Source organism: Vibrio nigripulchritudo (assembly GCF_027924785.1).
GTDB lineage: Bacteria > Pseudomonadota > Gammaproteobacteria > Enterobacterales > Vibrionaceae > Vibrio > Vibrio nigripulchritudo.
Map to the genome: position 1 here is coordinate 1,448,067 of NZ_AP027050.1, position 26,118 is coordinate 1,474,184.

At 45.3% G+C, this 26,118-nt stretch carries 31 protein-coding genes; 16 read left to right on the forward strand and 15 right to left on the reverse strand.

Annotated elements, in window-relative coordinates; translation table 11 throughout:
• The first annotated feature begins 44 nt into the window (after positions 1-44).
• Complete coding sequence (locus tag QMG91_RS24840) at positions 45-962, forward strand: M14 family metallopeptidase (RefSeq protein ID WP_281830692.1); 918 nt, start codon at positions 45-47, stop codon at positions 960-962.
• Positions 963-1,038: 76 nt separating this feature from the next.
• Here the strand turns inward: QMG91_RS24840 and QMG91_RS24845 are convergent, their stop codons facing one another.
• Entirely contained in the window at positions 1,039-1,323 is a 285-nt protein-coding gene (locus QMG91_RS24845) for a GNAT family N-acetyltransferase (RefSeq protein ID WP_004398100.1), read from the reverse strand.
• Positions 1,324-1,399: 76 nt separating this feature from the next.
• Between QMG91_RS24845 and QMG91_RS24850 the strand changes: the two genes are divergently transcribed.
• Complete coding sequence (locus QMG91_RS24850; protein WP_281830693.1) at positions 1,400-2,038, forward strand: helix-turn-helix domain-containing protein; 639 nt, start codon at positions 1,400-1,402, stop codon at positions 2,036-2,038.
• On the opposite strand, the gene QMG91_RS24855 is transcribed toward QMG91_RS24850, so the two are convergent.
• Positions 2,035-2,181, reverse strand: coding sequence for a hypothetical protein (locus QMG91_RS24855; protein ID WP_022561639.1), 147 nt, complete (start codon positions 2,179-2,181; stop codon positions 2,035-2,037). The two genes, QMG91_RS24850 and QMG91_RS24855, sit on opposite strands and share 4 nt — an antisense overlap.
• Before the next feature lie 109 nt (positions 2,182-2,290).
• On the reverse strand, positions 2,291-2,677 hold the full coding sequence (locus QMG91_RS24860; protein ID WP_022602522.1) for a VOC family protein: 387 nt from the start codon (positions 2,675-2,677) through the stop codon (positions 2,291-2,293).
• A gap of 125 nt (positions 2,678-2,802) precedes the next feature.
• On the opposite strand from QMG91_RS24860, the gene QMG91_RS24865 reads away from it, so the two are divergent.
• The 7 genes from QMG91_RS24865 (at position 2,803) to QMG91_RS24895 (ending at position 9,342) form a co-directional block, all read left to right on the forward strand.
• A complete protein-coding gene (locus QMG91_RS24865; protein WP_281830694.1) occupies positions 2,803-3,489 on the forward strand; it encodes an aspartate/glutamate racemase family protein in 687 nt (228 codons plus the stop codon).
• 635 nt (positions 3,490-4,124) lie between these two features.
• Positions 4,125-5,150, forward strand: a complete 1,026-nt coding sequence (arsB, locus tag QMG91_RS24870) for an ACR3 family arsenite efflux transporter (protein ID WP_281830695.1) — start codon at positions 4,125-4,127, stop codon at positions 5,148-5,150.
• Positions 5,151-5,370: 220 nt separating this feature from the next.
• The gene (locus tag QMG91_RS24875) at positions 5,371-5,670 is read left to right on the forward strand and encodes a hypothetical protein (RefSeq protein WP_004398089.1); all 300 of its coding nucleotides are present in this window, start codon (positions 5,371-5,373) and stop codon (positions 5,668-5,670) included.
• Between the two features lie 102 nt (positions 5,671-5,772).
• Positions 5,773-6,318: an RNA polymerase sigma factor SigZ gene (gene sigZ / locus QMG91_RS24880; protein ID WP_004398088.1), complete on the forward strand. Its 546-nt coding sequence runs from the start codon at positions 5,773-5,775 to the stop codon at positions 6,316-6,318.
• A 97-nt stretch (positions 6,319-6,415) separates the two neighbouring features.
• Positions 6,416-7,192 (forward strand): glutathione S-transferase family protein, encoded by a 777-nt coding sequence (locus QMG91_RS24885; protein ID WP_281830696.1) that lies wholly within the window; start codon positions 6,416-6,418, stop codon positions 7,190-7,192.
• A 335-nt stretch (positions 7,193-7,527) separates the two neighbouring features.
• A complete protein-coding gene (locus QMG91_RS24890; protein ID WP_004398086.1) occupies positions 7,528-8,469 on the forward strand; it encodes a lipase family alpha/beta hydrolase in 942 nt (313 codons plus the stop codon).
• Positions 8,470-8,481: 12 nt separating this feature from the next.
• The gene (locus QMG91_RS24895; protein ID WP_281830697.1) at positions 8,482-9,342 is read left to right on the forward strand and encodes a lipase secretion chaperone; all 861 of its coding nucleotides are present in this window, start codon (positions 8,482-8,484) and stop codon (positions 9,340-9,342) included.
• Between the two features lie 78 nt (positions 9,343-9,420).
• Here QMG91_RS24895 and QMG91_RS24900 read toward each other — a convergent pair whose 3' ends face one another.
• Positions 9,421-10,374, reverse strand: a complete 954-nt coding sequence (locus QMG91_RS24900; RefSeq protein WP_022561647.1) for a diguanylate cyclase domain-containing protein — start codon at positions 10,372-10,374, stop codon at positions 9,421-9,423.
• A gap of 519 nt (positions 10,375-10,893) precedes the next feature.
• Here QMG91_RS24900 and QMG91_RS24905 point away from each other — a divergent pair.
• A complete protein-coding gene (locus tag QMG91_RS24905) occupies positions 10,894-11,202 on the forward strand; it encodes a DUF1289 domain-containing protein (RefSeq protein ID WP_038124871.1) in 309 nt (102 codons plus the stop codon).
• Positions 11,203-11,208: 6 nt separating this feature from the next.
• Here the strand turns inward: QMG91_RS24905 and QMG91_RS24910 are convergent, their stop codons facing one another.
• Positions 11,209-11,457, reverse strand: a complete 249-nt coding sequence (locus QMG91_RS24910; RefSeq protein ID WP_004398082.1) for a hypothetical protein — start codon at positions 11,455-11,457, stop codon at positions 11,209-11,211.
• Between the two features lie 80 nt (positions 11,458-11,537).
• Positions 11,538-12,635 (reverse strand): MBL fold metallo-hydrolase, encoded by a 1,098-nt coding sequence (locus tag QMG91_RS24915; protein ID WP_281830698.1) that lies wholly within the window; start codon positions 12,633-12,635, stop codon positions 11,538-11,540.
• Positions 12,636-12,743: 108 nt separating this feature from the next.
• On the opposite strand from QMG91_RS24915, the gene QMG91_RS24920 reads away from it, so the two are divergent.
• Together QMG91_RS24920 and QMG91_RS24925 are read left to right on the forward strand one after the other, a co-directional pair.
• Positions 12,744-13,355 (forward strand): TetR/AcrR family transcriptional regulator C-terminal domain-containing protein, encoded by a 612-nt coding sequence (locus QMG91_RS24920; RefSeq protein ID WP_022592761.1) that lies wholly within the window; start codon positions 12,744-12,746, stop codon positions 13,353-13,355.
• A gap of 130 nt (positions 13,356-13,485) precedes the next feature.
• A complete protein-coding gene (locus tag QMG91_RS24925; protein WP_281830699.1) occupies positions 13,486-13,908 on the forward strand; it encodes a Crp/Fnr family transcriptional regulator in 423 nt (140 codons plus the stop codon).
• Positions 13,909-13,932: 24 nt separating this feature from the next.
• On the opposite strand, the gene QMG91_RS24930 is transcribed toward QMG91_RS24925, so the two are convergent.
• The gene (locus QMG91_RS24930; protein ID WP_281830700.1) at positions 13,933-14,511 is read right to left on the reverse strand and encodes a DUF6151 family protein; all 579 of its coding nucleotides are present in this window, start codon (positions 14,509-14,511) and stop codon (positions 13,933-13,935) included.
• Between the two features lie 136 nt (positions 14,512-14,647).
• Positions 14,648-15,691, reverse strand: coding sequence for an alkene reductase (locus tag QMG91_RS24935; protein ID WP_022592758.1), 1,044 nt, complete (start codon positions 15,689-15,691; stop codon positions 14,648-14,650).
• A 126-nt stretch (positions 15,692-15,817) separates the two neighbouring features.
• On the opposite strand from QMG91_RS24935, the gene QMG91_RS24940 reads away from it, so the two are divergent.
• Positions 15,818-16,408, forward strand: coding sequence for a TetR/AcrR family transcriptional regulator (locus QMG91_RS24940; RefSeq protein WP_045965084.1), 591 nt, complete (start codon positions 15,818-15,820; stop codon positions 16,406-16,408).
• Positions 16,409-16,706: 298 nt separating this feature from the next.
• Entirely contained in the window at positions 16,707-18,014 is a 1,308-nt protein-coding gene (locus QMG91_RS24945; protein ID WP_281830701.1) for a YjiH family protein, read from the forward strand.
• Positions 18,015-18,078: 64 nt separating this feature from the next.
• Here the strand turns inward: QMG91_RS24945 and QMG91_RS24950 are convergent, their stop codons facing one another.
• The 6 genes from QMG91_RS24950 to puuE form a co-directional block, all read right to left on the reverse strand.
• Positions 18,079-18,534, reverse strand: coding sequence for a dCMP deaminase family protein (locus tag QMG91_RS24950; protein ID WP_004398068.1), 456 nt, complete (start codon positions 18,532-18,534; stop codon positions 18,079-18,081).
• A 127-nt stretch (positions 18,535-18,661) separates the two neighbouring features.
• The gene (locus QMG91_RS24955; RefSeq protein ID WP_281830702.1) at positions 18,662-19,891 is read right to left on the reverse strand and encodes a urate hydroxylase PuuD; all 1,230 of its coding nucleotides are present in this window, start codon (positions 19,889-19,891) and stop codon (positions 18,662-18,664) included.
• 71 nt (positions 19,892-19,962) lie between these two features.
• The gene (locus tag QMG91_RS24960) at positions 19,963-20,487 is read right to left on the reverse strand and encodes an ureidoglycolate lyase (protein ID WP_281830703.1); all 525 of its coding nucleotides are present in this window, start codon (positions 20,485-20,487) and stop codon (positions 19,963-19,965) included.
• Positions 20,484-21,524 (reverse strand): allantoicase, encoded by a 1,041-nt coding sequence (gene alc, locus QMG91_RS24965; RefSeq protein ID WP_281830704.1) that lies wholly within the window; start codon positions 21,522-21,524, stop codon positions 20,484-20,486. Before alc ends, QMG91_RS24960 begins: the two co-directional genes overlap by 4 nt.
• 48 nt (positions 21,525-21,572) lie before the next feature.
• Positions 21,573-22,088 carry a 2-oxo-4-hydroxy-4-carboxy-5-ureidoimidazoline decarboxylase gene (gene uraD, locus QMG91_RS24970; RefSeq protein WP_281830705.1) on the reverse strand — a complete coding sequence of 172 codons (516 nt, stop codon included), beginning with the start codon at positions 22,086-22,088 and terminating at the stop codon, positions 21,573-21,575.
• 8 nt (positions 22,089-22,096) lie between these two features.
• Positions 22,097-23,023: an allantoinase PuuE gene (puuE, locus tag QMG91_RS24975; protein WP_281830706.1), complete on the reverse strand. Its 927-nt coding sequence runs from the start codon at positions 23,021-23,023 to the stop codon at positions 22,097-22,099.
• Positions 23,024-23,272: 249 nt separating this feature from the next.
• Between puuE and uraH the strand changes: the two genes are divergently transcribed.
• Entirely contained in the window at positions 23,273-23,626 is a 354-nt protein-coding gene (gene uraH, locus QMG91_RS24980; RefSeq protein ID WP_022592749.1) for a hydroxyisourate hydrolase, read from the forward strand.
• Here uraH and QMG91_RS24985 read toward each other — a convergent pair.
• On the reverse strand, positions 23,606-24,229 hold the full coding sequence (locus QMG91_RS24985) for a TetR/AcrR family transcriptional regulator (protein ID WP_281830707.1): 624 nt from the start codon (positions 24,227-24,229) through the stop codon (positions 23,606-23,608). The two genes, uraH and QMG91_RS24985, sit on opposite strands and share 21 nt — an antisense overlap.
• 189 nt (positions 24,230-24,418) lie before the next feature.
• Between QMG91_RS24985 and aceB the strand changes: the two genes are divergently transcribed.
• Positions 24,419-26,017, forward strand: a complete 1,599-nt coding sequence (gene aceB, locus QMG91_RS24990; RefSeq protein WP_281830708.1) for a malate synthase A — start codon at positions 24,419-24,421, stop codon at positions 26,015-26,017.
• The last annotated feature ends 101 nt before the right edge of the window (positions 26,018-26,118 follow it).

A 26,118-nucleotide genomic window follows, 5' to 3' on the forward strand; every position in this document is an offset into this window, starting at 1 on the left:
ATATAATGACCTGAAAGAGACTAAAACTGCAAAATAGGTGAACAATGAAAAGCGGATTTCAATACCCTATCGGAACTCAAGGTCAGCCTTGGGGCGACAAAGAGAAAAAAGCGTGGCTGGAAACGACGTCAGTAAAACGTGACTACAACAGTGACGTTGTCACCAAAATTAACGCTTTACGCGAACGCTTTGACGTCTTCCAATACGGTGCACTGAGTTACGATACCGACCGCTTCCCACTATTTGCTATCAAGAGTAAAACTTGGGACACCAACCGAAAGACAATTTTAGTGACTGGCGGCGTTCATGGCTACGAAACCAGTGGTGTTCATGGTGCCCTTAAATTTGTTGATCAACTTGGTCATGAGTATGAAAAGCACCTTAATCTGATTGTCGCACCATGCATAAGCCCTTGGGGTTACGAAACCATTAACCGTTGGAACCCTAACGCTGTTGACCCAAACCGTTCATTTTATGAAAACTCGCCCGCTGAAGAGTCTGCCAACCTCATGGCAATGGTGAAATCTTTAGGTACTGGCATTTATGCTCACATCGACCTTCACGAAACAACAGATACCGACGAGTCTGAGTTTCGCCCCGCACTGGCAGCCAGAGATGGATTGGAATACATAGAAGATCTTGTGCCCGACGGCTTTTATCTGGTAGGCGATACCGAAAACCCGAATGAAGCTTTCCAGACCGCGATTATCAAAGCCGTGGAGAAGGTGACGCATATCGCTCCACCAGACAGTGATGACAACATCATTGGTTCGCCAGTGGTTCAACATGGTGTGATTAATTATCCAACCAACAAGCTAGGCTTGTGCAGTGGATTTACCGGGTGTGAATACGGTACCACCACCGAAGTGTATCCCGACAGCCCTAAAGTCACCGATGAAGAATGCAATGATGCACAGGTTGCATCAATTAAAGGTGGGCTGGATTACCTGCTCTCTTTGTAACTTCTGAAAGATCAAAAAGGATGGCAACTCGCCATCCTTTTTATTTTGCTGCGTTATAGGGTCTATCGACCTAGGGTTATTTGAGCAAATGCTGCCAGTTTTCATGCTTGTTCAGGTAGTGCTTTACATAGCTGCATTCCGCCACAATTTTCACGTTCAGTTTTTCAAATTCTGGCAAAACCGCTTCCATCATTACGGAACCCTTACCCTGACCTCTGAGTGCTTGTGGCACTGAAGAGTGATCGACATACCATACGTCTCCATCCGGGCGATACGTTACCTTTGCCCATTGGTCTGGTGCCACTTCAATTTTGAATTCATGGGTCTGGCTATCATGTACTACAGCAATTTTTTCACTCATTAATCTCTGTTCCTGTTTAAATCTACCCAACTAATTTGTGTTAATCTTAAACAATCAGCTCGTTCAGTGAAACCTTATGCATCAAGCTAATATCATCGAAATCTGGAAATCGAAGGCAGACGCAGACAAACGTGCGTTTGTGATTCCGGATGGCTGTCAGGATGTCATCATTGTCCAACCGAACCAAGCTTCACCAGTCATTAATATCTCCCCACTTTATACTCAGACTATTGCTGTCGATATCGAAAAAGGGACTGAGATGCTTGGCTTCAGGCTAAAGCCAGGTTGTTCGTTTAAAGGCTTAGATCTCGCAGCTTTGAAACAGAAGCGTTTTGATGAAACATGGTTAGAGGATTACATAGAAAACAATACGCAGGTGAATGACAACGTTTGGGAATTACTTCAATGCATTAGAAAGGAGCCGGGAGACATTACCAGTATCGCTGCTGTGCTGGGAGTCAGTATAAGAACGTTACAAAGAACCTTAAAGCAACATACGTCTCAGTCTCCCCTATTCTGGCTGCGACTGGCGCGGGTTCGCCAGTGCGCAAAAGCCATCATAACGAGCGGAAACCATTCAGATATTGCCTACGACTTTCAGTATTCCGATCAGGCGCATATGTGCCGGGAAGTAAAACACTGGTTGGGTGTGACGCCTACTCAGCTCGCGACAAGACAGGATATACGAGCTCAATTGTTTGATGAAGGGTATTAATCCGCTTCTCTGCTGCGAAAATGCTTCATAACGTAGTACGCAATGGTTGCGAATATCATTGCAGCAGCCCAATAGCGTTCATCTTCTAGGTTAGCAACCGTTGCTAAAACTCCGACAACCAGCAGAAACAGCTTTGTTTTCATATATAAACCACTTTGAATTTCATAAATTTAACCCCGATACTATCAGGTTCGGGGTTAACTGAACAAAGTGAGCTTATCCCAAAGCGTAATTAGGGTCTGTTGACCTAGCCTATACACCAGAAACGGGTGAGCATATCTCTATCAGGAAGCCATTAATATCATGCACATAAGATGTGGTTTGCCCCCAAGGCATTTCCTCCACAGGTTGAACAAGCTCTGCCCCTGCGTCTAATGCTTTTTGCAGCGAACCTGCCACATCGTCCGTTTCAAATGCAATTTCAAAGTTGGGTTTCCCTTTAGTCGGGCGCTGCGCTCCTTTTCCAAGTCGATTCATCAGATCCAACGAAGAGAGTGATAACGTGGTGTTTCCTGTATCCAGTTCTGCGTAGTCGCCCCCTTCATGAAGCATCGCTCTTTTCAAACCAAAAGCACTTTCATAAAACTCTAGAGTTTGTTCCACGTTTTCAACATATAGAATGGTGTATTTCAGCTTCATTTTCTTCTTCCTTCGGTTAACTGAGAACGTCAGATTAATGCCCCAATAACCTTCATGTATTGAAAATACGCGACACACCCAAATGTAACTTAAAGTTAGGACAAACAATATCAGGGAGACACAGAATGAAGAAGATTGGAATCGTTGGGTGTTCGGCAGAAGGTGCTGCACTTTGTTACACCACGATTTGTAGCGAAAGTATCGCTAAATTTGGCAATTATCAGCACCCCGATATCAGCATGCACACACCGTCTCTTTCTTTTTATGTCGATGCTCTGAATCAAGGCGACAAACAGGGCATTGCACGGTTGATGCTAGATTCTGTTGAGCGCCTGAAAGCTACTGGTGCAGAATTTGTAATCTGCCCTGACAATACGATTCATCAGGCTTTTTCTTTAGTCGAACCCCACTCCTCTCTGCCTTGGTTACACATTGCAGAAGTGGTAGCACAACACGCAAAAACAAAGGGATATAAGAAAGTGGGTGTACTGGGTACTCAATGGCTAACCGAAAGCGATGTTTACCCTGTCAGCATGAGAAATGCTGGTATTGAAGCTGTACTACCAAACGCAGAGCAACGTAAAAAAGTTGGAGAGCTGATCATGAATGAGCTGGTACTTGGGCGGACACCAACAGAGGCAATTGAATATTTGCAGTCTGTGATTGAAGATTTCCAAAATCAGGGGTGTGAAGCGGTTGTTTTAGGCTGTACGGAACTGCCAATTGTGCTGAGCGATGAAAACTCGCCAATTCCAACACTGGATTCAACGCGACTGCTTGCCAGAGCCGCCATTGAATATGCCACTTTATAGTGACATTGAGCAGAGCTAAAAAGAAAAAGCCCCAGAGTTCAATAATGAAGTCTGGGGCTTATTTATGCTCTACACTCATATAATCATCAGGATACAAACGACTGATACGAGTGAAAATAATACGGTACGGCTTACTACGCCGAAATGTGAATGTTGAATCATTTCTTGATGCTGCATCTTCTCACCCATTGTTTTGTTACACTATGATTTCAATGTAATGACATTTCTGATTTTTTTCAATATTGCTCGCAGTGCCACTTCAGCCGGAACTGAACTCCTAAGTACCATAAAGCCTTATTGAAAAAGGTCTGGATGCAACTTACTCAATTTAGTGAATTTTTTATTACAGACTTTCGTTTGTTCAAATCATTCGAGTTATCCCCTTCGAAGTAGGCAAAAAGGCAGAATTGTCCAAGGTATTGAAAAATCGTCCAAAGACACTCACCCCCCTATTCCCACCTCAATATCTATCAGGCTGAATCAATAGATCTCGTTCATTTGGATGCTCAATTTTCGATTGACAGTGAAAGCAATCGAACTAATATATACGCAAATGCATATATGCAAATTTAACCAATCATCAGGCTGTCATTTGTCACAGATAAACTGACATGTTTGATTAAAGAGTGATTCCCATGGGTATTTTTGAACGATTTTTAAGTGTTTGGGTCGGTCTCGGCATGATCGCTGGGGTTTTAGGTGGATATGTTTTCCCTGACTTTTTCTCGTATTTAGCGTCGCTACAGTATGCACAAATCAATATGGTTATCGCGGTTCTGATCTGGCTGATGATCTACCCAATGATGATGCAAATAGACTTCTCGTCCGTTAAAAAAGTTCATCAGCGACCGCAAGGAATACTCATCACCGTGGTTATTAACTGGCTGGTGAAACCCTTCACCATGGCTTTACTTGCGGTTGTGTTTATGCGATATGTGTTTGGCAACTGGATTGTCGATGATTTGGCAGAGCAGTACATCGCGGGCATGATCCTACTGGGTGTTGCACCTTGTACAGCCATGGTTTTTGTGTGGAGCCAGTTAACGAAAGGTGACGCAAACTACACCCTGGTACAAGTTGCCATCAACGACATCATCATGGTACTCGCGTTTGCCCCTATTGCCGCGCTTCTTTTAGGAATGACCGACATTACTGTTCCTTGGGATACCCTGCTCCTGTCTGTATCTCTGTTTGTCATCGTGCCTTTGGTCGCAGGGGTAGCAACAAGGCACTTCCTGAAAGATCAGAAAAAGGTCGATGCACTTGGAAATACCATCAAACCTCTTTCCATTGTTGGATTAGTGGGTACTGTGATTCTCTTGTTTGGCTTTCAGGCGAATACCATTCTTGATAACCCAATCGACATTGTGTTGATTTCTATCCCTTTACTTATTCAAACCTATCTTATCTTCGCGATTGCGTATTACTGGATGAAGAAGTCGAAACAACCTCATTGTGTCGCGGCTCCAGGTGCAATGATCGGTGCATCGAATTTCTTTGAACTTGCGGTTGCAGTGGCTATCAGCCTGTTTGGGGTTCACTCAGGTGCCGCACTGGCGACCATCGTTGGTGTGCTGGTTGAAGTTCCGGTAATGCTCTCTCTGGTGGCTTTCGCCAATAGAACGAAAACAGATTTTTCACCCGTTGAATCGAATAGCTGAGCAATTACAAGCTGATAACTGAGCCATAAAAAACACCAGCCAAATCTCTTCTCGCAGAGCTCATATACGTTGCTACAATTGTTAGTACCCGAGTGATCCCCTCGGGTACTTCATAAAAAGAATCTTTATATTTTAACCATATTGTTCAACGTGTTATCTCGAAAAATCAACTTAGCACTGCTAGGTTAGCTGCAAATTCAGAGTTAGGGTTGGAAGCCAAGTGAAGAAGTCAGTTTTATTGCTCATATTGTTATCGTCCACCAGCTATGCGAGCTCGTGGAAGAAAGAAATTACGGCTTATGCTTTTGAAGGTTTAAGTCACATCTGCTCTCAGTCTCGTGAACTGAATTACAATCAGAGATCGGAGATGAGAACCATCTACATCAATAAAAAATTAGAACGAAAGCGAGAATACCCCGCCAACAAAGATTACGCTTACTACGCGTCTAAGCAGATTTGGGATTTTGGTGAAGGCGACAGCCCTAGCTATTCAGAATGCGCTGCCATCCTTAAAAAGTAATCAGCTCTGACGTTGTTTTGGTAATGATGTTGTTTTGATAATGATCTTGCTTTGATAATCTAGGTCACTGGGGATTTCGCAATTGCACGAGAACACCACACTATGAAAAATTTCGAGACCGTATGGCAGGAATACCAACAAAGCCTCAAAGCATTCTTACATTCCCGGGTATCCAGCCCAGATGATGTCGAAGATATTCTTCAGGATGTATTGGTCAAAACATACGAAAAGCTGGATACGGTACAAAACTGGGAAAGCCTGAAGTCGTGGCTTTTCCAGATCGCAAACAACGCCATTATGGATTTTTACCGCAAGCGAGCTCGACAGTCCTCGGTAGACGAGCGAGATCTGTGGTATGCCAATGCAGAAGAAGAGCCAACACAGGACTTTTCTCGCTGCCTGCTTCCTTTCATTCAGACACTACCAGAACAGAGCGCCAAGCTGATTTTCGCCGTTGATATTCAGCAGGAATCTCAAAAATCTCTGGCACTTCAGGAAAACATCAGTTACTCCACCCTCAAGTCTCGCGTTCATAAAGCCAGACAAGAGCTCAAAAAGCAGTTTGAAGACTGTTGCCATGTCACCTTAGGGAAAAATGGCGGCATGATAGATTGCGATTCAAAATCAAAAAGCTGCGATAGCTGTTAAAGTCTGTCGCTCTTTCGAGGTAACTTTTTCATTTTTTCTTCGTCTTTTTCTGAGCCCCTACGTCTTATAGACAAATCACCAAGAGAGAACAGAAAAAATGAAAATTATCAGCTTTACAGTCTGCCCATTTGTACAACGTGTCACCGCTTTGCTTGAAGCAAAAAAAGTGCCTTACGACATTGAATACATCAGCTTGAGCGACAAGCCAGATTGGTTTTTGGAGCTTTCACCTAACGGACAGGTGCCACTGTTAGTTACCGACTCGGGTCAGGCATTGTTTGAGTCCGATGCGATCGCGGAGTACATCGATGAAGTCACAACCCCACTTCAGCCCAACCTGACTCCCGAGCAAAAAGCGATTAACCGTGCCTGGAGTTATCAGGCAACCAAGCATTACCTGACGCAATGCAGCACAATGCGCAGTAAAGACGAAGAGACTCTGAAAGAACGAGGTGCCAAGCTGATCTCCGCTTTTGAAAAAGCAGAGAAAGCTCTGAGCGAAGGTCCGTTCTTTAGTGGTGAAGAGATCAGTAACGTAGATATAGCCTGGTTACCGCTTCTTCATCGCGCTCACATCGTGAAACAGTACACGGGTTTTGACTTTCTGAGCGATCTGCCAAAAACGCAGAAATGGCAGAAAAAGCTTATGGAAACTGGAATTGCTGAAAAATCTGTTTCAGAGGAATTCATCACCAAATTCACTAACTTCTACCTCTCCGAGGAAACGGAGCTTGGAAGAAAAGTGTGTTGCGACACAGATTGTTGTGAAGAAAACCGAGGCAACTGCTGTGATGAAGGCGACGATTGCTGCGTTGAGAGCAAACCATCGCTAAGCATTAACAAAGTTACCTGCTGTGCGCCTGATTGTTGCTAATCGAGTGTAGCCACTCAGACTAAATATCAGGTTCTGATCACACAAATACCCATCTCTGGCTGTTTTAAACATTCATGCTGGGGGTGGGCTTTACTCTCTGGCTCTCATACCCAAACCTTCGAACAATGAGATGTTCCTTTTTTCAACTCACTTCAAAAGATAACTTCTATATTATTTAGTGTCTTAACTCTTTCCCGGTCTTTTTCTTGTTCATAAATCAGTCACCTGAAAATATTCGTTTTCTTCACAGTTCTCATTTTTGAACCAAAATAGCATTAACATTTTCGCTACATTTCATTAACTCATCCGAGGTCTAACTTGTAGAGGAAAACGACGTGAAAAGGATTCTCACACTCGCTCTATTGCTCTCCGCCAGCACCTTTACCTGGGCTGGTGCTAGTGCCGGAGGGGCAACCCAAACTGGCTACACCCAAACGCACTACCCTATCGTGCTTGTTCACGGTTTATTTGGCTTCGATAAACTGGCTGGCGTCGACTATTTCTTTGGCGTCCCACAGGCACTGACGAAAAGTGGTGCCAGTGTTTATGTTGCACAGGTCTCCGCCACTAACAGTTCTGAAGCCAGAGGTGAACAGCTTCTGGCACAGGTTGAGTCCGTTCTAGCGGTTACCGGTGCCAGTAAAGTTAACCTAATCGGACACAGCCACGGCAGCCCGACTTCCCGTTATGTGGCGTCGGTTCGACCGGACATTGTCGCGTCTGTGACAAGCGTCGGAGGGGTCAACAAAGGCTCTACCATTGCAGATATCGTTAGGGGAACAGTGCCGCCCGGCTCTGTTTCTGAAGATCTTGCCGTTAAAATGGCACAAGGTTTAAGCACGCTGATTGGTGTTCTTTCAGGGGGAAGTGCTTTACCACAAGACCCGCTTGCTTCACTGCGCTCTTTGACAACCAAAGGATCGCTAAAATTTAACCGCCATTACCCCGAAGGGGTGCCAACCTCAAAATGTGGCAACGGACAGAAACGGGCGAGTAACGGCGTATATTATTACTCTTGGAGTGGTACCTCGACCGTAACTAACGTGCTAGACCCTTCTGATGCGGTGATGGGTGTGTTAGGACTAGCCTTTAGTGAGCCGAATGATGGTTTGGTTGGAAGGTGCAGTAGCCATCTGGGTCAGGTGATTCGAGATAACTACAAGATGAATCATTTGGACGAAGTGAACGGGTTACTGGGAATCCATCATCTGTTTGAAACCGATCCGGTCACGATTTACAGGCAACACGCTAATCGCCTTAAAAATCAGGGATTATAAAAGGTACATGCTATGAAAAAGATCGCTCTGCTTATCGCAATTATCATCGCCTCGGGGAGTGTGGCGGCGGTCTTTTTTCTTTCCCAAAATGTTGGCGAAGGCAATGACGCAGTCAACCGGAAGTTCGGTTCGTTACAGGGGACAGAGGTAGATCAGGAGTCTTCCCGTAAGGTCATTGATTACTTTCTTGCAACCATGGGTGAACAACCGTTAAGCGACATAAAAAACCAAAGCACCCAGTTTCAACCGCTCGATCCCAATCTTAAAATCAAAGATGTGGAATTCGATAAATTCATCGAATACAAACTTGCGCTGAACGAACTCGCACCTACCGACTATGAAGTGCTAGACCTTAATGCGCTGCAAGATCTTCACGCCAAAGTATTGGACGTACAAGCTGAATATTTCGATGAGCTTGAGCGCGACAACTATTTTGCTGAGGAAAATCTGATTCGGGAAATGGCGCTAGAAAAATTACGCTTACAACAGCAAGCCACAAGCGCCTCCGACTTTAACCATCAATGGCAGCAATATCTCGCGTCTAAGCCAGACTACATACAACGTAGTGACAAGAACGCCAGCCTAGTAGAAAAGTTGAATGACCTTAATAATTTATCTGAACAGGAAAAACATCTTGCAAGAGCAGATTTAGTGGGAGAGGAAGCCGCGAACCGGCTTGCCGACCTGGACAATCAGCGTGAAGAGTTTGACTCTCGAATAAAATCTTATTTAAGCCAGCGCGATGCCATCAATCAAACCACCTCAAGTTCAGAGGAAAAAGCACAATCCATTGCGTCACTCAGAAACCAGTCTTTCTCAGAATCCGAATTCAGGCGGGTAGAAGCGCTGGAGCGCATTCACGACGCCAACTAACAGTCAAACATCACCTCCAGTATGCCGGTTCTCACCGGACAATAACCAACACGTGTCATCCCAAATAAAGATGACACTTTAAATGCTACGAAACGTATTTTTACCGGCATTTTTTGCCCGATACATGGCCTTGTCTGCCATCAGAATCAGGTGGCTGATGTCCGTCCCGTGCTGGGGATAGGTTGAAATGCCAATGCTACACCCTACATGAATGGATTTCCCATCCACTAAAATAGGTTCGTTGAGTGACTCAATCACATTGTTTGCGATGCCTACCTTACGTTCAAAATCGTCGTTACTCAGTGCCATTCCGATAAACTCGTCACCACCAATCCGGCTCACGTGTCCGACATCACCAAAGTGCTTCCTTAAACGCTGGGCGGCAACCTGGAGGACGCAATCGCCAGTTTTATGCCCCATGCGATCATTCACCTGCTTGAATCCATCAAGGTCAATAAAGTAAACATACACATCACGCGCTTCCTGCTCAGCCCTCTCTAATATATTGTCGGCATGCTGAAACAGATAATTTCTGTTTGGCAAATGCGTAAGCACATCGAAATACGCCTGTTTTTTCAACTCATTTTCCAGTTCTTTGATTCGCGTAATGTCGCGGCTGATACCAAACAGACCGACAATGCCCCCCGACTCGTCATAAATTGGTCTTTTACTGGAACTGACCCAACGTACGTTGCCATTCAGATCATAATAAGGCTCTTCGATTTCAGTGAGTGATTGCCCTTTCTTGATCACGTCTTCTTCCATTTTGAAATAAACGCTGGCGTGTTCTTTCGGAAAGATATCAAAGTCTGTTTTCCCCCTGAGTTCTTTCCAGTCGCGATGTTGAGTCAGGTTGGCAAACGCTTGACTGGCATAAGTAAATTCATGCTTTGAGTTTTTGAAGTAAATAAAATCCGGAGTGTGGGCAAGGAAAAAGTAAAAACGATCCTGAGTGAGCAGCAGCTTTTTTAACTCGCTGCTCAAAACCTCATGATCGGTATCCGATATCAGATTATTTATTGTATTTTTCATCGTTGATTATGCATCTTTTGATTTGGTCCATGGGAATACCCATGACGCCCGTTTGAACCGAGCGAAGTCTTAGCAAAGCATTTCTATGTACGTATACCCAAGTGACCTCAAGATCCAGGATTCAGAGCTTCATATACTGTTTCAATTCAAGGAAAAGGATGCAGTGGAATGATATATCCTTTCCAAATTCTTTGACGATGAAGTGAGACAGTATATGAGCTCCCATGGGCGAGTTTAACTGGCTTTCATACTGCGTTACCGATTCTTGATTTAGAACCACTAGATCTTCAAATCGGTGTCTTGTCTGAAAACCAGTTAACTCTCGCTGAACCTAGTATCTTAAGGTTACTTGGGTATATAAATATTAGCGCTACTCAAATAGTAGACATAATGCATATAAATTCGATTGATTAATGAGAGAATTCTTGAAGTTGCCCCAAGGTTGCAACGGAAGAGTGATATACTCGGCTCAAACAAAAAGGGCTAAAGCCCCCAGAAATTTTAAGCAGAGTAATGTCAATTAAGTCACCATGTGTTGCGGCATGTAAAAATAACGCAGGTATGTGCAGCGGTTGCTACCGTACAATCAATGAAATCATCGGCTGGAAAGATAAGACGGAAGAAGAACGCTCGGAAGTCATGAATAAGCTTTCCGGTGAGAAACAAACTCACGCCTGCGCGAAGTGTGGCAGCCCAACTTACTGTGAGATAAGTGCTGGTGGCAATCATTGCTGGTGCTTTGAGCTCGAAAAACGGGATACCAGTGCGTTAAACAAAACAGGCACTTGCCTGTGCCGCAAATGCCTTTCTGAATTACCATTGGAATAAAACGAACTATTCCTTAGGGTTTTGCGCGTACCAGGCATCTAACAGTGACTTACCGTAAATAACCTCGGTTTGCATGTGAAAATAAAACAGGATAAGCAGTACGGCGGCTACACCAATATTGAACCAGAAGGTGACGCGCTTTCGCTTCTGTTCGCTGAAAATCGCAAGCTGGACGCCCACCAGAACTAGTGGGTAACTGAAAAGAATGGCTAAAAACCAACCTAAGTAGCCGGATATCGCCATTGGGTCTAACATGAAAACCTCCTTGCCACATGAATACGCAACAAGGAGATTATCATTCATCAAATCAATAGGTTAACGACTAACCAGTAATATTAATTAAAACTTAATGTATTTTGGGCAATTTTCCCTTCTTCCCATGTTTTCTCACCTTCCACCTCTCGCCACCAAAGCGAAGTTTGTGGGATGTTATCCAGCGTAATTTCCTGTCCAAACTTAGGCGTTAGCAGTGTTACATCATTCTCTTTGGCTAGACTTAACACTCGCTCGAAGGGTTCGTACCAATCATGTAATGACAGGTCAAATGTTCCGTTGTGTATTGGCATCATGTGTGAACCGGTTAGGTCTAGGTGTGCCTGCATACTCCCTTCAGGCATCATGTGGATATCACTCCACAGCTCGTTGTATGCGCCGGTTTCAACCATAGTGACATCAAAAGGTCCGAATTTGTCACCGATCTCTTTAAACCCTTTGAAATAGCCACTGTCGCCACTAAAGAACAAATTGCGTTGCTCACTTTGAATGACCCAGCTCGCCCACAGCGTTTGGTCTCGGTCGAATACACCACGACCAGAAAAGTGCTGCGCCGGCGTTGCTACAAACTTAATACCATCGACAATGATTTCATCCCACCAGTCCATTTCGACCACCTTGTCTGGGTTAACTCCCCAGTCGATCATGCGCTGACCAACTTTTAGCGGCGTTAAGAACTGTTTCACTTTGCCATCCAGCAATTTGATGGCGTCTTTATCCAGGTGATCGTAATGGTCGTGACTGATTACGACCACGTCAATTTCGGGTAAGTCCTCACCACTGATCGGGCTTTCATGAAAACGCTTAGGACCCGCCCACTGAACGGGTGAAGCACGTTCGCTCAATACCGGATCAGTCAATATCAGCTTACCATCCAACCTCATTAAGATGGTGGAGTGCCCCAAACGAAACATTGCGTCGTGTTTTTCTGCAAGCTGCTTGGCAGTCACTGGCAGCACCGGAATTTGCGTGCTTGGTGTTGGCGTCACTCGATTAGCTTTTACATAAGCTTTAGTGATTTCCCAGATATTCGCTGCGCCAGTCTCGTAGCTGGTGTCGGTGTTAACGAACTTACCTTCTACATTGTTAGACGATGTGAATTTGTATCCTGCTGCTGCCATAACGATGACCCCTATACCGATTGCAATGTTACGTTTCATATTGGAATACCAAAAGTAAACTATACGGTGCAGTTTACTTTTAACATTTCAAAAAGTAAACTGGTCAGTGTAAAATAATTGAAATTAACACTTTCGTACGACAAAAGAATGGTTGAGAAAAAAAAGACTCGAAGTGAACTGAAACGAGAAGCCATATTAGAAGCAGCGACCAGCGCTTTTAAGGAGTTTGGCGTTCAGGCCACCAGCATGGATAAGCTCGCACAACTGGCGGGGGTTTCAAAGCGCACGGTGTATAACCACTTTGCGACCAAAGAAACCCTGGTGATGCATTTGGTTTCCGATCTCTGGAAACGCGCTATGGTAGATATTCAGCTTGAGTATTGCCCAGACACACCGCTTAAAGCACAGCTGGCAGAGATGCTGAAAATGGAGCTCGACTTTATTGGTGCTCGCGAATATCTGGACTTATCACGCGTGGCATTTGGGCATTTGTTCTATAACTCAGAGGAACTGCAAAAAGAGATCGAAAAGATTTCGGCTCAGGAAACGGCTATCCACCGCTGGATCAAAGCGGCAATGGATGATGGAAAGCTAAAAGCGCTCGACCCGGAGTTTGCCAATGGGCAGCTGCATAGCCTGATCAAGGGCAGTGGTTTCTGGCCCCAGCTGATGGGAATGAGAACAGAACTGTCTGAAGAAGAACGTAAAACCATTGCAGAAGAAACCGCAGAAATGTTCCTGTGCCGCTATCAAAGCTAAGACCTCAGAAACTGACTTCGATTGCCTGACCGTCAAACGAATGTAAAAAATAAATCACTCAATATCACAGGAAATTCGTGCAGTATGTGTCACACTTAGCCTTATAGGATCCGTCGAGCAAGGAGCGAGAATGGGTGACACATACTTATTGCACTGCCCTCATCTGTGCTGCTTACCTTCAACTATCCAGTCCAAAATTTACGCCATAGCACAGCATCAAAGGTTATCGGACAAACAGACTATTGTGGAAACAGGTGACCACTGGCAATCGATAATCTGGCTTAAAACAGGGACGATTCGGCTCTACACATTAAATGAGCACCAAGAGCATAATATTGCTTATTTTTCAGATGAGGATTTCCTGTGGCCAGTAACGGAATCTTTGCGCAACCAGCCATGTCCTTTCACAATTGAAACCCTTACACCGGTGGAATTCTGGATTTGGACATATAATGAATTTCGAGAGCAATTCAAAAAGGAGGAAGACTGGCGAACCTTCCACACTCCGTGGTTGAAAGCGTTCGAGAATACGAAATCGAAAAGCGTGACTTAACTGATTAAGCAAAAACTTAGCGAATCAGCGCAGAATCTTGGGTTTTACAATGGCTTTAGACCTAGGACCGTCGTCAAAAAGTACGTTGGGTTTACCTTTCCCGGTTAGCTTCCAGCTAAACAACTTGGTGAGGCATCGGATCTGAATTCGACCTTCCCCTTTCTTGCCGACCAGTTCCTGACTCGGATCAGATAACGCACTTTTGACATTCACTCCACCGAGAGCAACACCAATCTTTTGATCCGTGTTTTCACCATCAGCAAAAAAGCTTTCTAGCACACCAATGAAAGGAATCGTCTCTGGTTTTAAAGTGTTACCAACCATTGTGTTGCAGCAGGTTGTGTACCAGCGATAAACGCCTTTTTCAGATAACCTCAGACATGCAATTTTATCCAGACCAGTATCAATAACAAAATGATTCAGGGGAACCTGAAATATCCTGGAACCTCCACAAGGCGTAAGCTCCTTATCCTGATTTAATTCGTGAGCGAACGTGCGACAGTCACCACAGTAGCAAATCAGGCGATTGCCCAGTTTCGGTGAAACGTTTTTGATGTGACCCTTAACTTCACCGCATTGGCACGACAGTTTTAGTATTTCCATACACTCCCCCTTTACGAGGTTCACTCTGAGTATTCGGTTCTGTTTCATGAAAACATAAAAAAGCCATTCGCGAAATCACGAATGGCAAAAAACAAGGAAGGAGTTTATACCCAAGGCAGTTTGGGTATGTTTAGTTCTAGTAAAGCGTGGTCAGCATTTCTTCAGAGTATTCTTTCAATGCTTCACCTTTCTCGACTCTTTCTACAAAGTCGGGATTAGCGATAAATGGACGACCGATTGCTAGCAGATCAAACTTGTCTTCCGCAATCGCCTGACTGCCAGATTCTGCTGAGTAACCACCATTGCCAACCAAAGTCTGCTTGTAATGCTTACGCAGGTAAGATGTTGGCGTGCCGTCGAGGTAATCGTACTCGGCGCTGTCATCGAAGATACCCACATGCAGGTAAGCTAGATGACGTTTGTCCAATTCAGACAGGAACAGATCGAATACTTCGCGATCTCGGTTGTCCGCATCCATATTGAAGTATGCCGCTGGAGAAACGCGAAGCGCAGTGCGCTCTGCTCCAATACGCGCGGTAATTGCATCAACAACCTCTAACGGGAATCGAACCATGTTCGCTGCATTGCCACCGAATTCATCGTCGCGGGTATTGCTTGAGTAATGCAGGAACTGGTCAATCAAATACCCATTTGCACCGTGAATTTCAACGCCATCAAACCCAGCATCAATCGAATTTGCCGCGGCTTGTGCATAGTCTTCGACAAGTTGAGCTACCTCATCTTTCGTCACTGGTTTTGGTGTGACATAAGAGAGTTCACGCATTCTAGGAACAGATCCATCGACGCGAACTGCGGAAGGGGCTAATGCATGCTCACCATTCCAAAAATGAGGGTGGGAAACACGACCCGTATGCCAAAGCTGAAGGAAGATCTTTCCGCCATTGGCATGAACGGCATCAGTGACTTTGCGCCAGCCCTGAATTTGTTCTGGGCTGAAAATACCCGGAGTATTTGGGTAACCCTGACCATCTGGGCGAATGATGGTTGCTTCAGCAATGATCAGACCAGATTTTGCACGTCTTCCGTAGTACGCAGCCATTTCATCGGTCGGTACAAGATCGTCATCAGCCATGCATCTTGTCAGTGGAGCCATCAGTATGCGGTTTTGCAGAGTAATTTCGCTATTCAACTGAAATGATTCGAATAAGTTCGCAGTCATCTTGTTATTCCTTTTTTGAATGTCCATTCAAATTAGCCTTTCTTGAATGATCATTCAAGTACTTTTTTGAATGAACGTTCAAAATGTTCTAGAATGCGATTACTAATATTTTTGTAGAGTAATTTGATGCGCAGCGCAGAGTTCGACCGTGAAGAAGTTCTTCGGTCTGCCATGGAAGTCTTCATTTCCAAGGGCTATAGCAAAACCAGCATGCAAGATTTAAAGGCGGCGACAGGGCTTCACCCTGGGTCGATTTATTGTGCTTTTACCAACAAACGCGGATTATTGCTTGCGGCTTTAGAACAATATGGCATTGAAAGCGCAAAAGTATTTGAAGCTCAGTTTGAAGGGCATGAATCTGTTCTGGAAGCATTCCAGTCTTACCTCACTCATGTGGTGGATGAATGTGAGCGCGAAGAAGTTAAAGACTGTCTGCTGCAAAAAGCTCTGAGCGAACTCTCTCAGCAAGACGAAGAAGTGGAAGCTGTGATTTCTGGCTTGATGGAAAAGTGGCGAAACAACATCGCTGGCAAACTGATTCTGGCACAGAAAAACGGCGAGCTTTCTACCGATGCTGACTGCTCCGAATTGGCCGAGTTTCTGGTAATGGGAATCTATGGAATTCGAACCTTTTCTCATACCAAACCACCTGCAGGCACCCTAACCCGTCTTGCAAGTCAGTTGTTTGAACATATACAGCAAAAAGCAATTGCGTAACTGCAATGCTCTAACCACTTGTCAGCTGTTAAACCACACTCAATAACCCAACTAAGCCAGTTGGGTTTCTTTATGGTTCTAAGGTAATTTCCCCCACCACTCGCACGCATATCAACTTTGGAGATATGCATCCCGCCAATTAATTGTATATATCTAGAAGACATCGAATCGGTCAAATAACAGTCAATAGATCACATTAATTGAACAAACTTCACACAAAGATCACATTTAAGCTGTTAGTAAAACCTCAACCTCTATTTTGTATATACATTTATATTGAATACACAAGGAGAGTGCTATGAACAGAGTTAGCGAATCTAGTCCGACCAACTACCACCCCTGGTTCAGACTAATAGGGTTAAGTGCCATCGGTATCTTCATCTTTTTTGTCCCCGTCACTTTTAACGATAAACAGAGCATCCCGCTCGATCATATGACCACTTTTTTAAAGACCAATATGGGAGTTGGAGCGGCATGGTATGCCGTCGCAATGATCATTGCTGGTGCGGCTTACCCGTTAGTAACAGGGAGTTGGAAAAAGAGTACAACGGAAAAAGTATTCTTGTTTCTTAAGTGCCTTGGGGTTATTGCCGCCATCATGGCAGTGACTAAATCTGGACCTGCGATTTTGCAAGAGCCAGACATGCTGCCATTTTTATTCAATAAGCTGGTTATTTCAGTGGGGCTAATCGTCCCTATAGGCTCGATATTCTTAGCATTTTTAGTTAGTTATGGATTGTTGGAAGCTATCGGGATCTTATTGCAAAAACTCATGCAGCCCATTTGGAAGACTCCGGGAAGAAGCGCTATTGATGCCGTAGCGTCGTTCGTGGGCAGTTATTCGATTGGTCTGCTCATTACTAATCGCGTCTATATCGCTGGGCATTACAGTGCTCGCGAGTCGGCCATTATTGCAACAGGATTTTCTACCGTTTCCGCCACTTTTATGATCATAGTTGCTAAAACACTTGGGTTAATGTCTGTCTGGAATCAATATTTCTGGTTAACGTTATTGATTACCTTTGTTGTCACTGCAATTACAGTAAGGCTTCCGCCTTTGTCCCTTATTAATAATGACGCTGAGCATAGAGAACCCAATGCTATCACCACCAGCCGTTTAAAGGTTGCGATTGAAAACGGATTGTCTGTAGCGGAAAAAGCACCGCCAATCGGAAGAAACATTCTGGACAATTTTAAAGATGGATTGGTGATGACAATAAGCATCCTGCCATCAATCATGTCTGTAGGTGTCATCGGTTTGCTGGCAGCCAAATACACGCCTGTATTTGATTGGATTGGTTACCTTTTTTACCCTGTTACTTTAATCTGGGGCATAGAGGATGGAATGCAACTCGCAAGAGCAAGTGCGTCGGGTCTGGCTGAAATGTTCCTGCCTGCCTTGTTGATGAAAGAGGCAGATATCATTGCTCGGTTCTCTGCTGGTGTGGTTTGCGTGTCGTCGATTCTGTTCTTCTCGGCGTCCATTCCGTGCATATTAGCCACAAAGATACCTTTGACGATTCTTCAGCTTGTCTCGATTTGGTTTATACGAACCTTCTTGAGCCTAATGCTAGCTATACCCACCGCTTTACTGCTGTTTGGTTAGAAGAAAAGAGAACAAAACGAAAAAAGGGCTTGATAAATCAAGCCCTTTTCTATGTTTGGATTCGTTAGTTTTTGAGTAAATCCAAATCTTCAAGTGGTAGCCAGTCTACCTCTACGCCAGCTTCTTCAAACATGCTTTGGCTGACCTGAATTTTATCGCCCCAGCGAGAAAGAAAATCTTCTGTTTGAGCAGGACAATGCACCGCTTTGATTCCCGTCTGGATGATTTTGGCGGCACAGTTTGGACAGGGGAAATGCGTTACCCAAATTTCACAGTTATCAAGATCGCGCTTAGCGAACAAAATCGCGTTTTCTTCAGCGTGGAGTGTTTTCAGATACTTCATATCGCGTTCGTCGGTTTCTGCGCTGTCTGAAATACCATGCGGGTAACCATTAAAGCCAACCGAAACAATGCGATTATGCTTTGTTATCACAGCGCCAACTTGCGTTGATGGATCCTTACTCCAGGAACCAACCAGTTCAGCCATCTGGAAAAAACGCTGCGCCCATTTAGAAATCATTCCACTCCCCCACTTAATTAAATAAAAATATATTCAGGTAATATAGCATCTTAGTATAACTAAGAAACCGTCTAGCCCTGTTATATCAACGATTTCGCCAGAATTTATCTCAAGGTCCAACCACTGGTTACTGAATCTGTGCGCCTTTCGCTGCCCAATCACCGATCAGCGTGCGTTCTTCTTCCGTCATCTGGGTCAGGTTGCCAATAGGCATCACCTGAGTGGTCACCGTTTGCGCCACAATTCGATCCACATTGTTTTTAATTTCTTCCGCTGTATCCAATACAACTCCTGCTGGTGCCGTCTGAAATGCCACATGGGTTGGATTGGCTGAGTGGCAGACAGTACAACGCTCTTTGATCACGGAATGCACCTTCGTAAAAACAGATGTCTTGCTCGTTTCGGGTTTTGTCTCGACCTGACTTGTGCTTGCAGTTTCCGTTACCTGAGAGACTACAGGTTTACTCGTCGGTGAAGTGATAAAGGCCAGTGTCATCATCCCAACTGCCGCGGCTGGGAGAGTCCAAGCAAACTTCTGGCTACCATGGCGAGTATTAAAGTAGTGCCGAACTAGAATACTGAATGCTGCCAGCCCAGCCAGAATTAGCCAGTTCCAGTTGGAGCCATAGGTACTCGGGAAGTGATTGCTGATCATGATGAACAGCACAGGCAAGGTGAGGTAGTTGTTATGACGCGATCGCAGCAACCCCTTTTTGGGCAGAGTCGGATCAGGCTCCTCACCTTTTTCGATGGCACTGACCAGATTCCTTTGAGCAGGCATAATGATTCTGAACACATTCCCGACCATGATGGTGCCGATGATCGCCCCAACATGAATGTAAGCACCGCGTCCACTGAATACCAAAGTCAGCCCATAAGCTGTTGCAACCAAGAGTGCAAATATGATGATTCCGAGTAACAGAGGAGTTTTACCAAGGGCAGAATCGCACAACAAATCGTAAACAAACCACCCTACAACCAGCGAGCCAATACCGATGCCTATTGCTTCAGCAGGACTTAAACCCGAACCGGGCGCGATCAGATAGATCTCCGCATTAAGGTAATACACAATCCCGAGCAACAGCATCCCTGTTATCCAGGTGAAGTACGCCTCCCATTTAAACCAATGGAGTTTTTCTGGCATTTCAGGAGGAGCGAGTTTGTATTTTTCCAGATGATAGATACCACCGCCATGTATCGCCCACAAATCCCCTGCGAGCCCCGTTTTTGGGTTGATGCGATTCAGGTTATTTTCCAGCCACACAAAATAGAAAGAAGCACCAATCCATGCGATTCCAACTATCATGTGAATCCAGCGAATGACCAAATTCAGCCACTCCGTTACATGTGGATCCATCTATAACTCCTTTTTACTGTACTTTGCGTACATGAATGACACATTCCCTGTGTTTGCGTGTCCCCATCCAATCAGGTAGGAAACACACCAGATGCGAGCGACAAACTCCGTATTTCTGAAGCCTGAAAGTAGTATTCGTCGCAATTACTTCCTTCCCCACTTCTGTCTACAATCAGAAACTGATCGTTTGAACTCAGGGCAAGCACAGGGTGATGCCATATACCTTTATGATAGTTCACCCCCTGCTTTCCGTTGCTCAGGAAAGCCCGTAACGTGTTTGCGTCTGGTTTATCAGAACCAGCAGCAACTACGACCAAAAAAGGATTTCCAAACAAAGGCATAAAAGCCTGAGAACCAAGCGGATGGCGTTCTAACATCTCAATGTCTAACGGATAGCTCAGCGGCGTTGCCTCAAAAATACTGATGATGGTGTTGCCACCACAAGCGCTGGTATCGGCTTGCGCCAGATGATGAAATCGCTTGGTAGAACCATTATTGATAAGGAAGAACTCACTGCCTTCGCTTTCAATAACATCACCAAATGGCGAAAACGCGTCTTTGGTCAGAGGTTCAACAATCAACGGTTCGGAGCTCATTGGCTGCTTTCCATGAGACTAGATTTGGAAGAACTCACTTTGGGCACCACAGCTTTCGTTCCCACAATTCGCAAGCGGCTGATGCCACCATCAGGGAAGATGTTTAATCGCACATGCGTAACCGGTCCCATCGGATTAATCTGAGATTCGAACTCATGTATTGCGTCTGCCGTAAGTTTTTGCGGAGGTAACAGCTCTCGCCAGAAAAGGCTTTGAGTTTCTATCTGCTCGTCGGTGCCTCCTTTTACAAAGGCGGCCTGTATTGAACAAGTATCGGGGTAATTTCCCTTAAAGTGCGCCGTATCCACCAACACTTTCTCTACATTACCTACATGACCCAGAGCAATGATCACCCAGTCATTGCCAGGTGTGCGCCGCCGGGCGGTTTCCCAACCGTCACCCATGTTTTCGCCACGCCCTGGACCCAGAAGATTGCTCTTTTTGCCATAGTGTTCGTCGCTGCAACTCAGAGCTCTTCCACCATAAGAAACGGATGCCAGATCAATCGGCTGAAGTGTGTCTATCTGATTCCAGTCAACAGCAGGCAAACCATAAACTCTTAACCGAGCGATACCACCATCTGGATAAATGTTGAGTTTCACGTGGGTATAATTACTGCCAGATGCAATTTCAAACAGGTGTTGCTTGTTCCCCGACAAGCTGACCGAGGGCAAAATCTCAGTCCAATAAGTATGTTCGTCAGGATCAGAATTTGGGCAATAACACGCCTCTATCGATGCGGATGGTGGGAAGTTTCCGGTAAAGAAACGCGTATCGATATCCACGGCTGAAATTTCTCCGGCCATTGCTAAACGGACTACGCAGTAATCATGCCCTTCTTCGCGCTTGCGGCGGCTTTCCCAGCCGTCCATCCACTTACCGTTGTCGTCGTAAACGTCTTCTTTCCAAACCGGATCTTCTCGGCGAATCAGCCGGCTTTTATCCGCGAAAAAATCGTCGGTGGCGAAAATGGCTTCGGCACCTAATTTCTGATCGGCCAGATTAACTAAATGATCGATGTTTAAAGACATATCCATGTTCGTCCCATATCACTTTGGCACTTCACTGTGCCCTCTGGTAGCACCCTATAAGTCTTGTAATCTGAAGAGCGCTATCTTATTAATTTCTTCTATCGCCTGAGTGAACTCAGCGACTGCGGTGTTCTCCAACCTTTGTTCAAATGACTCTAAAATTTGGTGCCGATTCGAACCTTTTACCGCCATGATAAAAGGGAACTGAAACTTGGCTTTGTAGCGTTCGTTAAAATCGGTAAATCGCTGAAACTCTTCAGGTGTGCACTGGTCAATCCCCGCCCCCGCCTGTTCAGAGGTCGACGCCTGAGTCAGCTCGCCGTTCATCGCTGCCTTTCCGGCCAGGTCGGGATGCGCAAGAATCAACTTAAGCTGAGCGCTTTTGTCTGCCTCTTTCAGGGCAGTTGCCATCTTTTGGTGCAGGTGCTCGATATTGTCATCCTGCTCAGAAATGCCTTTTTCAAACGCCTTTTCCACCACCCAAGGGCTGTGTTCGTATATGTCGGCAAACGTTTGAATAAACTCGCCTTTCGAAAGAGAAGACGGTTTGCACGCTTTAAAAAGTGCCATGGTTGTTCCTATTTTTTATACGACGTTTCAAACGGGTGGTGTTGGTGCCAATGCTTCGCAATGTCTACTCGTCGACATACCCATACGTCGGGGTGCTGCTGCACGTAATCTAAGAAACGCTTTAATGACGCGATTCTTCCCGGTTTGCCAATCAACCGACAGTGCAGCCCGACAGACATCATTTTTGGTGCCCTTTCGCCTTCCTCGTACAGCGTGTCGAACGTGTCTTTCAAATACTGGAAGAACTGCTCCCCACTGTTAAAACCCTGCACAGTGGCAAAGCGCATATCGTTAACATCAAGGGTGTACGGAATCACCAGTTGGGGTGTTTTCCCTTCCATATGCCAGTAGGGTAAATCGTCATCGTAAGCGTCTGAGTCATACAAAAAGCCGCCCTCTTCTGCCACCAGCTTACGCGTATTGGGGCTGGTTCTTCCGGTGTACCAGCCCAGCGGGCGATCACCCGTTAGCGCTTCAATTACCGATATGGCTTTAAGCATGTCTGCCTTTTCCAGATCGGGGTCGATACCCTGATAATCGACCCAACGGTAACCATGGCTGCATATTTCATGCCCGGCATCGACGAAAACTTTGGCAAGTTCGGGGTAGCGTTCCAGTGCCATGGCAACAGCAAAAACCGTCAGTGGCATGTTGTACTTTTCGAATAGCGCTAAGATCCGCCAAACCCCAGCACGGCTTCCATATTCATAAATGGATTCCATGCTGATATGGCGTTGCCCTTCGATTGGCTGTGCTGCCGGAATTTCCGACAGAAATGCCTCTGATTCTGCATCACCGTGCAAAATGCAACGCTCTCCACCCTCTTCGTAATTCAGTACAAAAGACAAAGCGAGTCGTGCCCCACCTGGCCATTTGGGGTCTGGTGGGTTTTGACCATAGCCAATCAGATCTCTCGGGTATTCGTTGCTTTTCACTGATCGTTCGCCTTCCATCGCGTGTTATATATAATTGTATACAATTCATTGATAGAAATGTAAAGAGTGCAATTCTTAACCACCTCATTTGAGAATAGCAGCTATATTTGAAGAGGTTAGGCGGAAAATTGTGTGTTATTCGGCTTTACAACGCTGCGTGAGTTCACGAAATGACAAACTATTCGCTGACGAATTGCATCGATTCACTTTAAATAAAACGAAATTGTGTACAAAAAAGGTTTTTTGGAGATGGGAAAACTCACGACACACGTACTGGACACCACCCATGGAGTGCCTGCTGCCGCCATATCCATCGAGCTGTACCGCATTTCAGGTAATGAGCAGATGCTGCTCAAAACAGTGAAAACTAATAACGATGGCAGAACGGATGAGCCAATGCTGTCGGGAGAAGAGTTTAAAGCAGGAAAATACGAACTGGTGTTTCAGGTTGCTCATTACTATAAAGAAAATGGCATCGAACTAGATGGTGTTCCCTTTCTGGACGATGTGGTTATTCGCTTTGGGCTCAGTGACGAAGACAGCCACTACCACGTGCCGTTGCTGGTTTCGCCATATGGGTATTCAACTTATCGCGGGAGCTGATCGGAGCCCACAGCCTTTGATCACCATTTGAGCGATAAATGACGCCGCCTGTTCAAAGTCGGCTTCTTCCAATTCGGTTTTATTCATCACTGTACAAATCTGCCAGCTAAAATCGGCATACGTTTGAGTGGACGCCCACAGCATAAACATCAAATGGTGAGGAGAAACCTCATCCATCAATCCGTTTTCAACCCAGTCGGAAAACTTTTCAACCATATCACGCGACTGCTGAAGCAACTTTTCCGACACTTCTTTTGGTAGCATCTTCCCACCGCTCATTACCTCATTCGCAAACACTTTGGAAGCATTCGGATGGTCGCGAGAAATACTGAGTTTGGTGTGGATGTACTGAGTTAATGCCTCGACCGGATCAGTCAGCTCTTCAAGGGGTTTAGACGCGTCGAGTAAGGGCTTGGTAATGGTATTAAGCACTGCATCATAAAGCTTTTCTTTGTTGCTGAAGTAGTAAAACACGTTGGCTTTAGGCACTTCGGCTGCTTTGGCAATATCAATGATTTTGGTGGCTTCATACCCGTTCTGAGCAAAGCATTCGCTGGCGACGGATATGATGAGGTCGTGATTTTTTTTACGAATTCTGGACATGAAAAAGCTTAGCAAAAAGAAAAGTAACTCATTGAATCTAGACTAACATATGCCACGCCAATATTCAGATGCATAAACGAACCAGAACTAAGAAAGATGAAAATATGTACAAAAACGTTTTGCTTCTCGCTTCAAATTCCAATATAAAAAATACAATATTGTATACAATCATAAAAACTGGAGCTGCATATGGAACGGAATCCACAAGCGAAACTCAATGTAGTGGGCGATCTTTCCCAATCAGGGTACACAGACATTTTCTCCCCTTCTGCCAGAGCGTTTTTAGAAAGTCTGGCTTCCGCTTTTGAACCAAGACGCAGACAACTCATTAAAGCCAGAGAACAGAGGCAAGCTCGGTATGACGACGGGGAACTGCCCGGCTACAGGCACGACACCAAGAAAATTCGGGATAACAAAGGCTGGCAAGTTGCCGAAATTCCTCTTTCACTGCAAGACAGACGCGTCGAAATCACAGGACCGGTAGATCGGAAAATGGTGATAAACGCGCTGAACTCTGGCGCAAAAGTCTTTATGTGCTGCTTTGAAGACGCAACATCTCCAACCTGGGACAATATGATTCAGGGACAAATTAACCTGAGAGACGCCAATGACGGCAACATTGCGTTTGAAGACACTGTAAAAAACAAACGCTACCAGCTCAATGACAGCCCAGCGCAGCTAATGGCACGACCTCGCGGAATTCATCTTCCTGAACGGGGTATCGAGCTAAACGGCGAACCAATTGGCGGCTGCCTGATGGACTTTGCGCTCTATTTCTTCCACAACGTTGAATCCAGAAAAGCCAAAGGAGAAGGCGTTTATTACTACATCCCTAAGTTAGAGAGTATGGAAGAAGCGCAGTGGTGGGATGATGTTTTCAGTTATACCGAGCACTACTTTGCAGCCAAGACAGGCACCATTAAGGCAACGGTATTGATTGAAACCCTGCCCGCTGTTTTTCAGATGGAAGAGATTCTCTATGCCATGCGCAACCATATCGTGGCGATGAACTGCGGTCGGTGGGACTACATTTTCAGCTACATAAAAACCCTGAAAAATCATGGCGACCGTATTTTGCCAGACAGACACAGCGTTGGTATGGACAAGCCATTCCTTGAAGCCTACAGCAAATTGTTGATTCACACCTGCCACCAGCGAGGCGCACTGGCAATGGGCGGGATGTCGGCGTTTATTCCTGCCAAAGATCCTATCGAAATGCAAACAGTGACCAACAAAGTCATCGAAGACAAATCTCGCGAAGCCAATAACGGTCACGACGGCACCTGGGTCGCCCACCCCGCTTTAGTGAGCATCGCAATGGACGTATTCAATGAACGCTTAAAAGGCAAGACCAATCAAATCAAGGTTATGCCAGATGTCGACCACATCAGCGAAGCAACGTTGTTAGAGCCAAGTGAGGGACCAAGAAATGAAGAAGGCGTGCGCAAGAACATTCGCATCGCGCTTTATTACATGGAAGCGTGGATTCGGGGAGAAGGTTGCGTCCCAATCTATGGATTAATGGAGGACGCCGCCACCGCGGAAATATCCCGCGCCAGCATCTGGCAATGGATACATCACGGCGTCACACTCGACGATGGCACCATCTTTACCAAATCGATATTCAAAGACTGGTTACAGCAGGAAATCAAAACCATTGAAAGCGAGATCGGCAGTGATGCATTTCATCAGCGCCGTTTTCTGGAGACGGCAGACTTGTTCTATCAAATTTCCACCGATAAGCAATTCGTGTCTTTTTTAACGCTGCCAAGCTATCCACTGCTGTAGAGTTCAAAACAATGTCGACTTCTTTTTCTGTCAGATTCGATTTTGCTTATCACTTAGGTATACAATTAAAAATACAACGAGTTGTACCACCCTGATAGGAC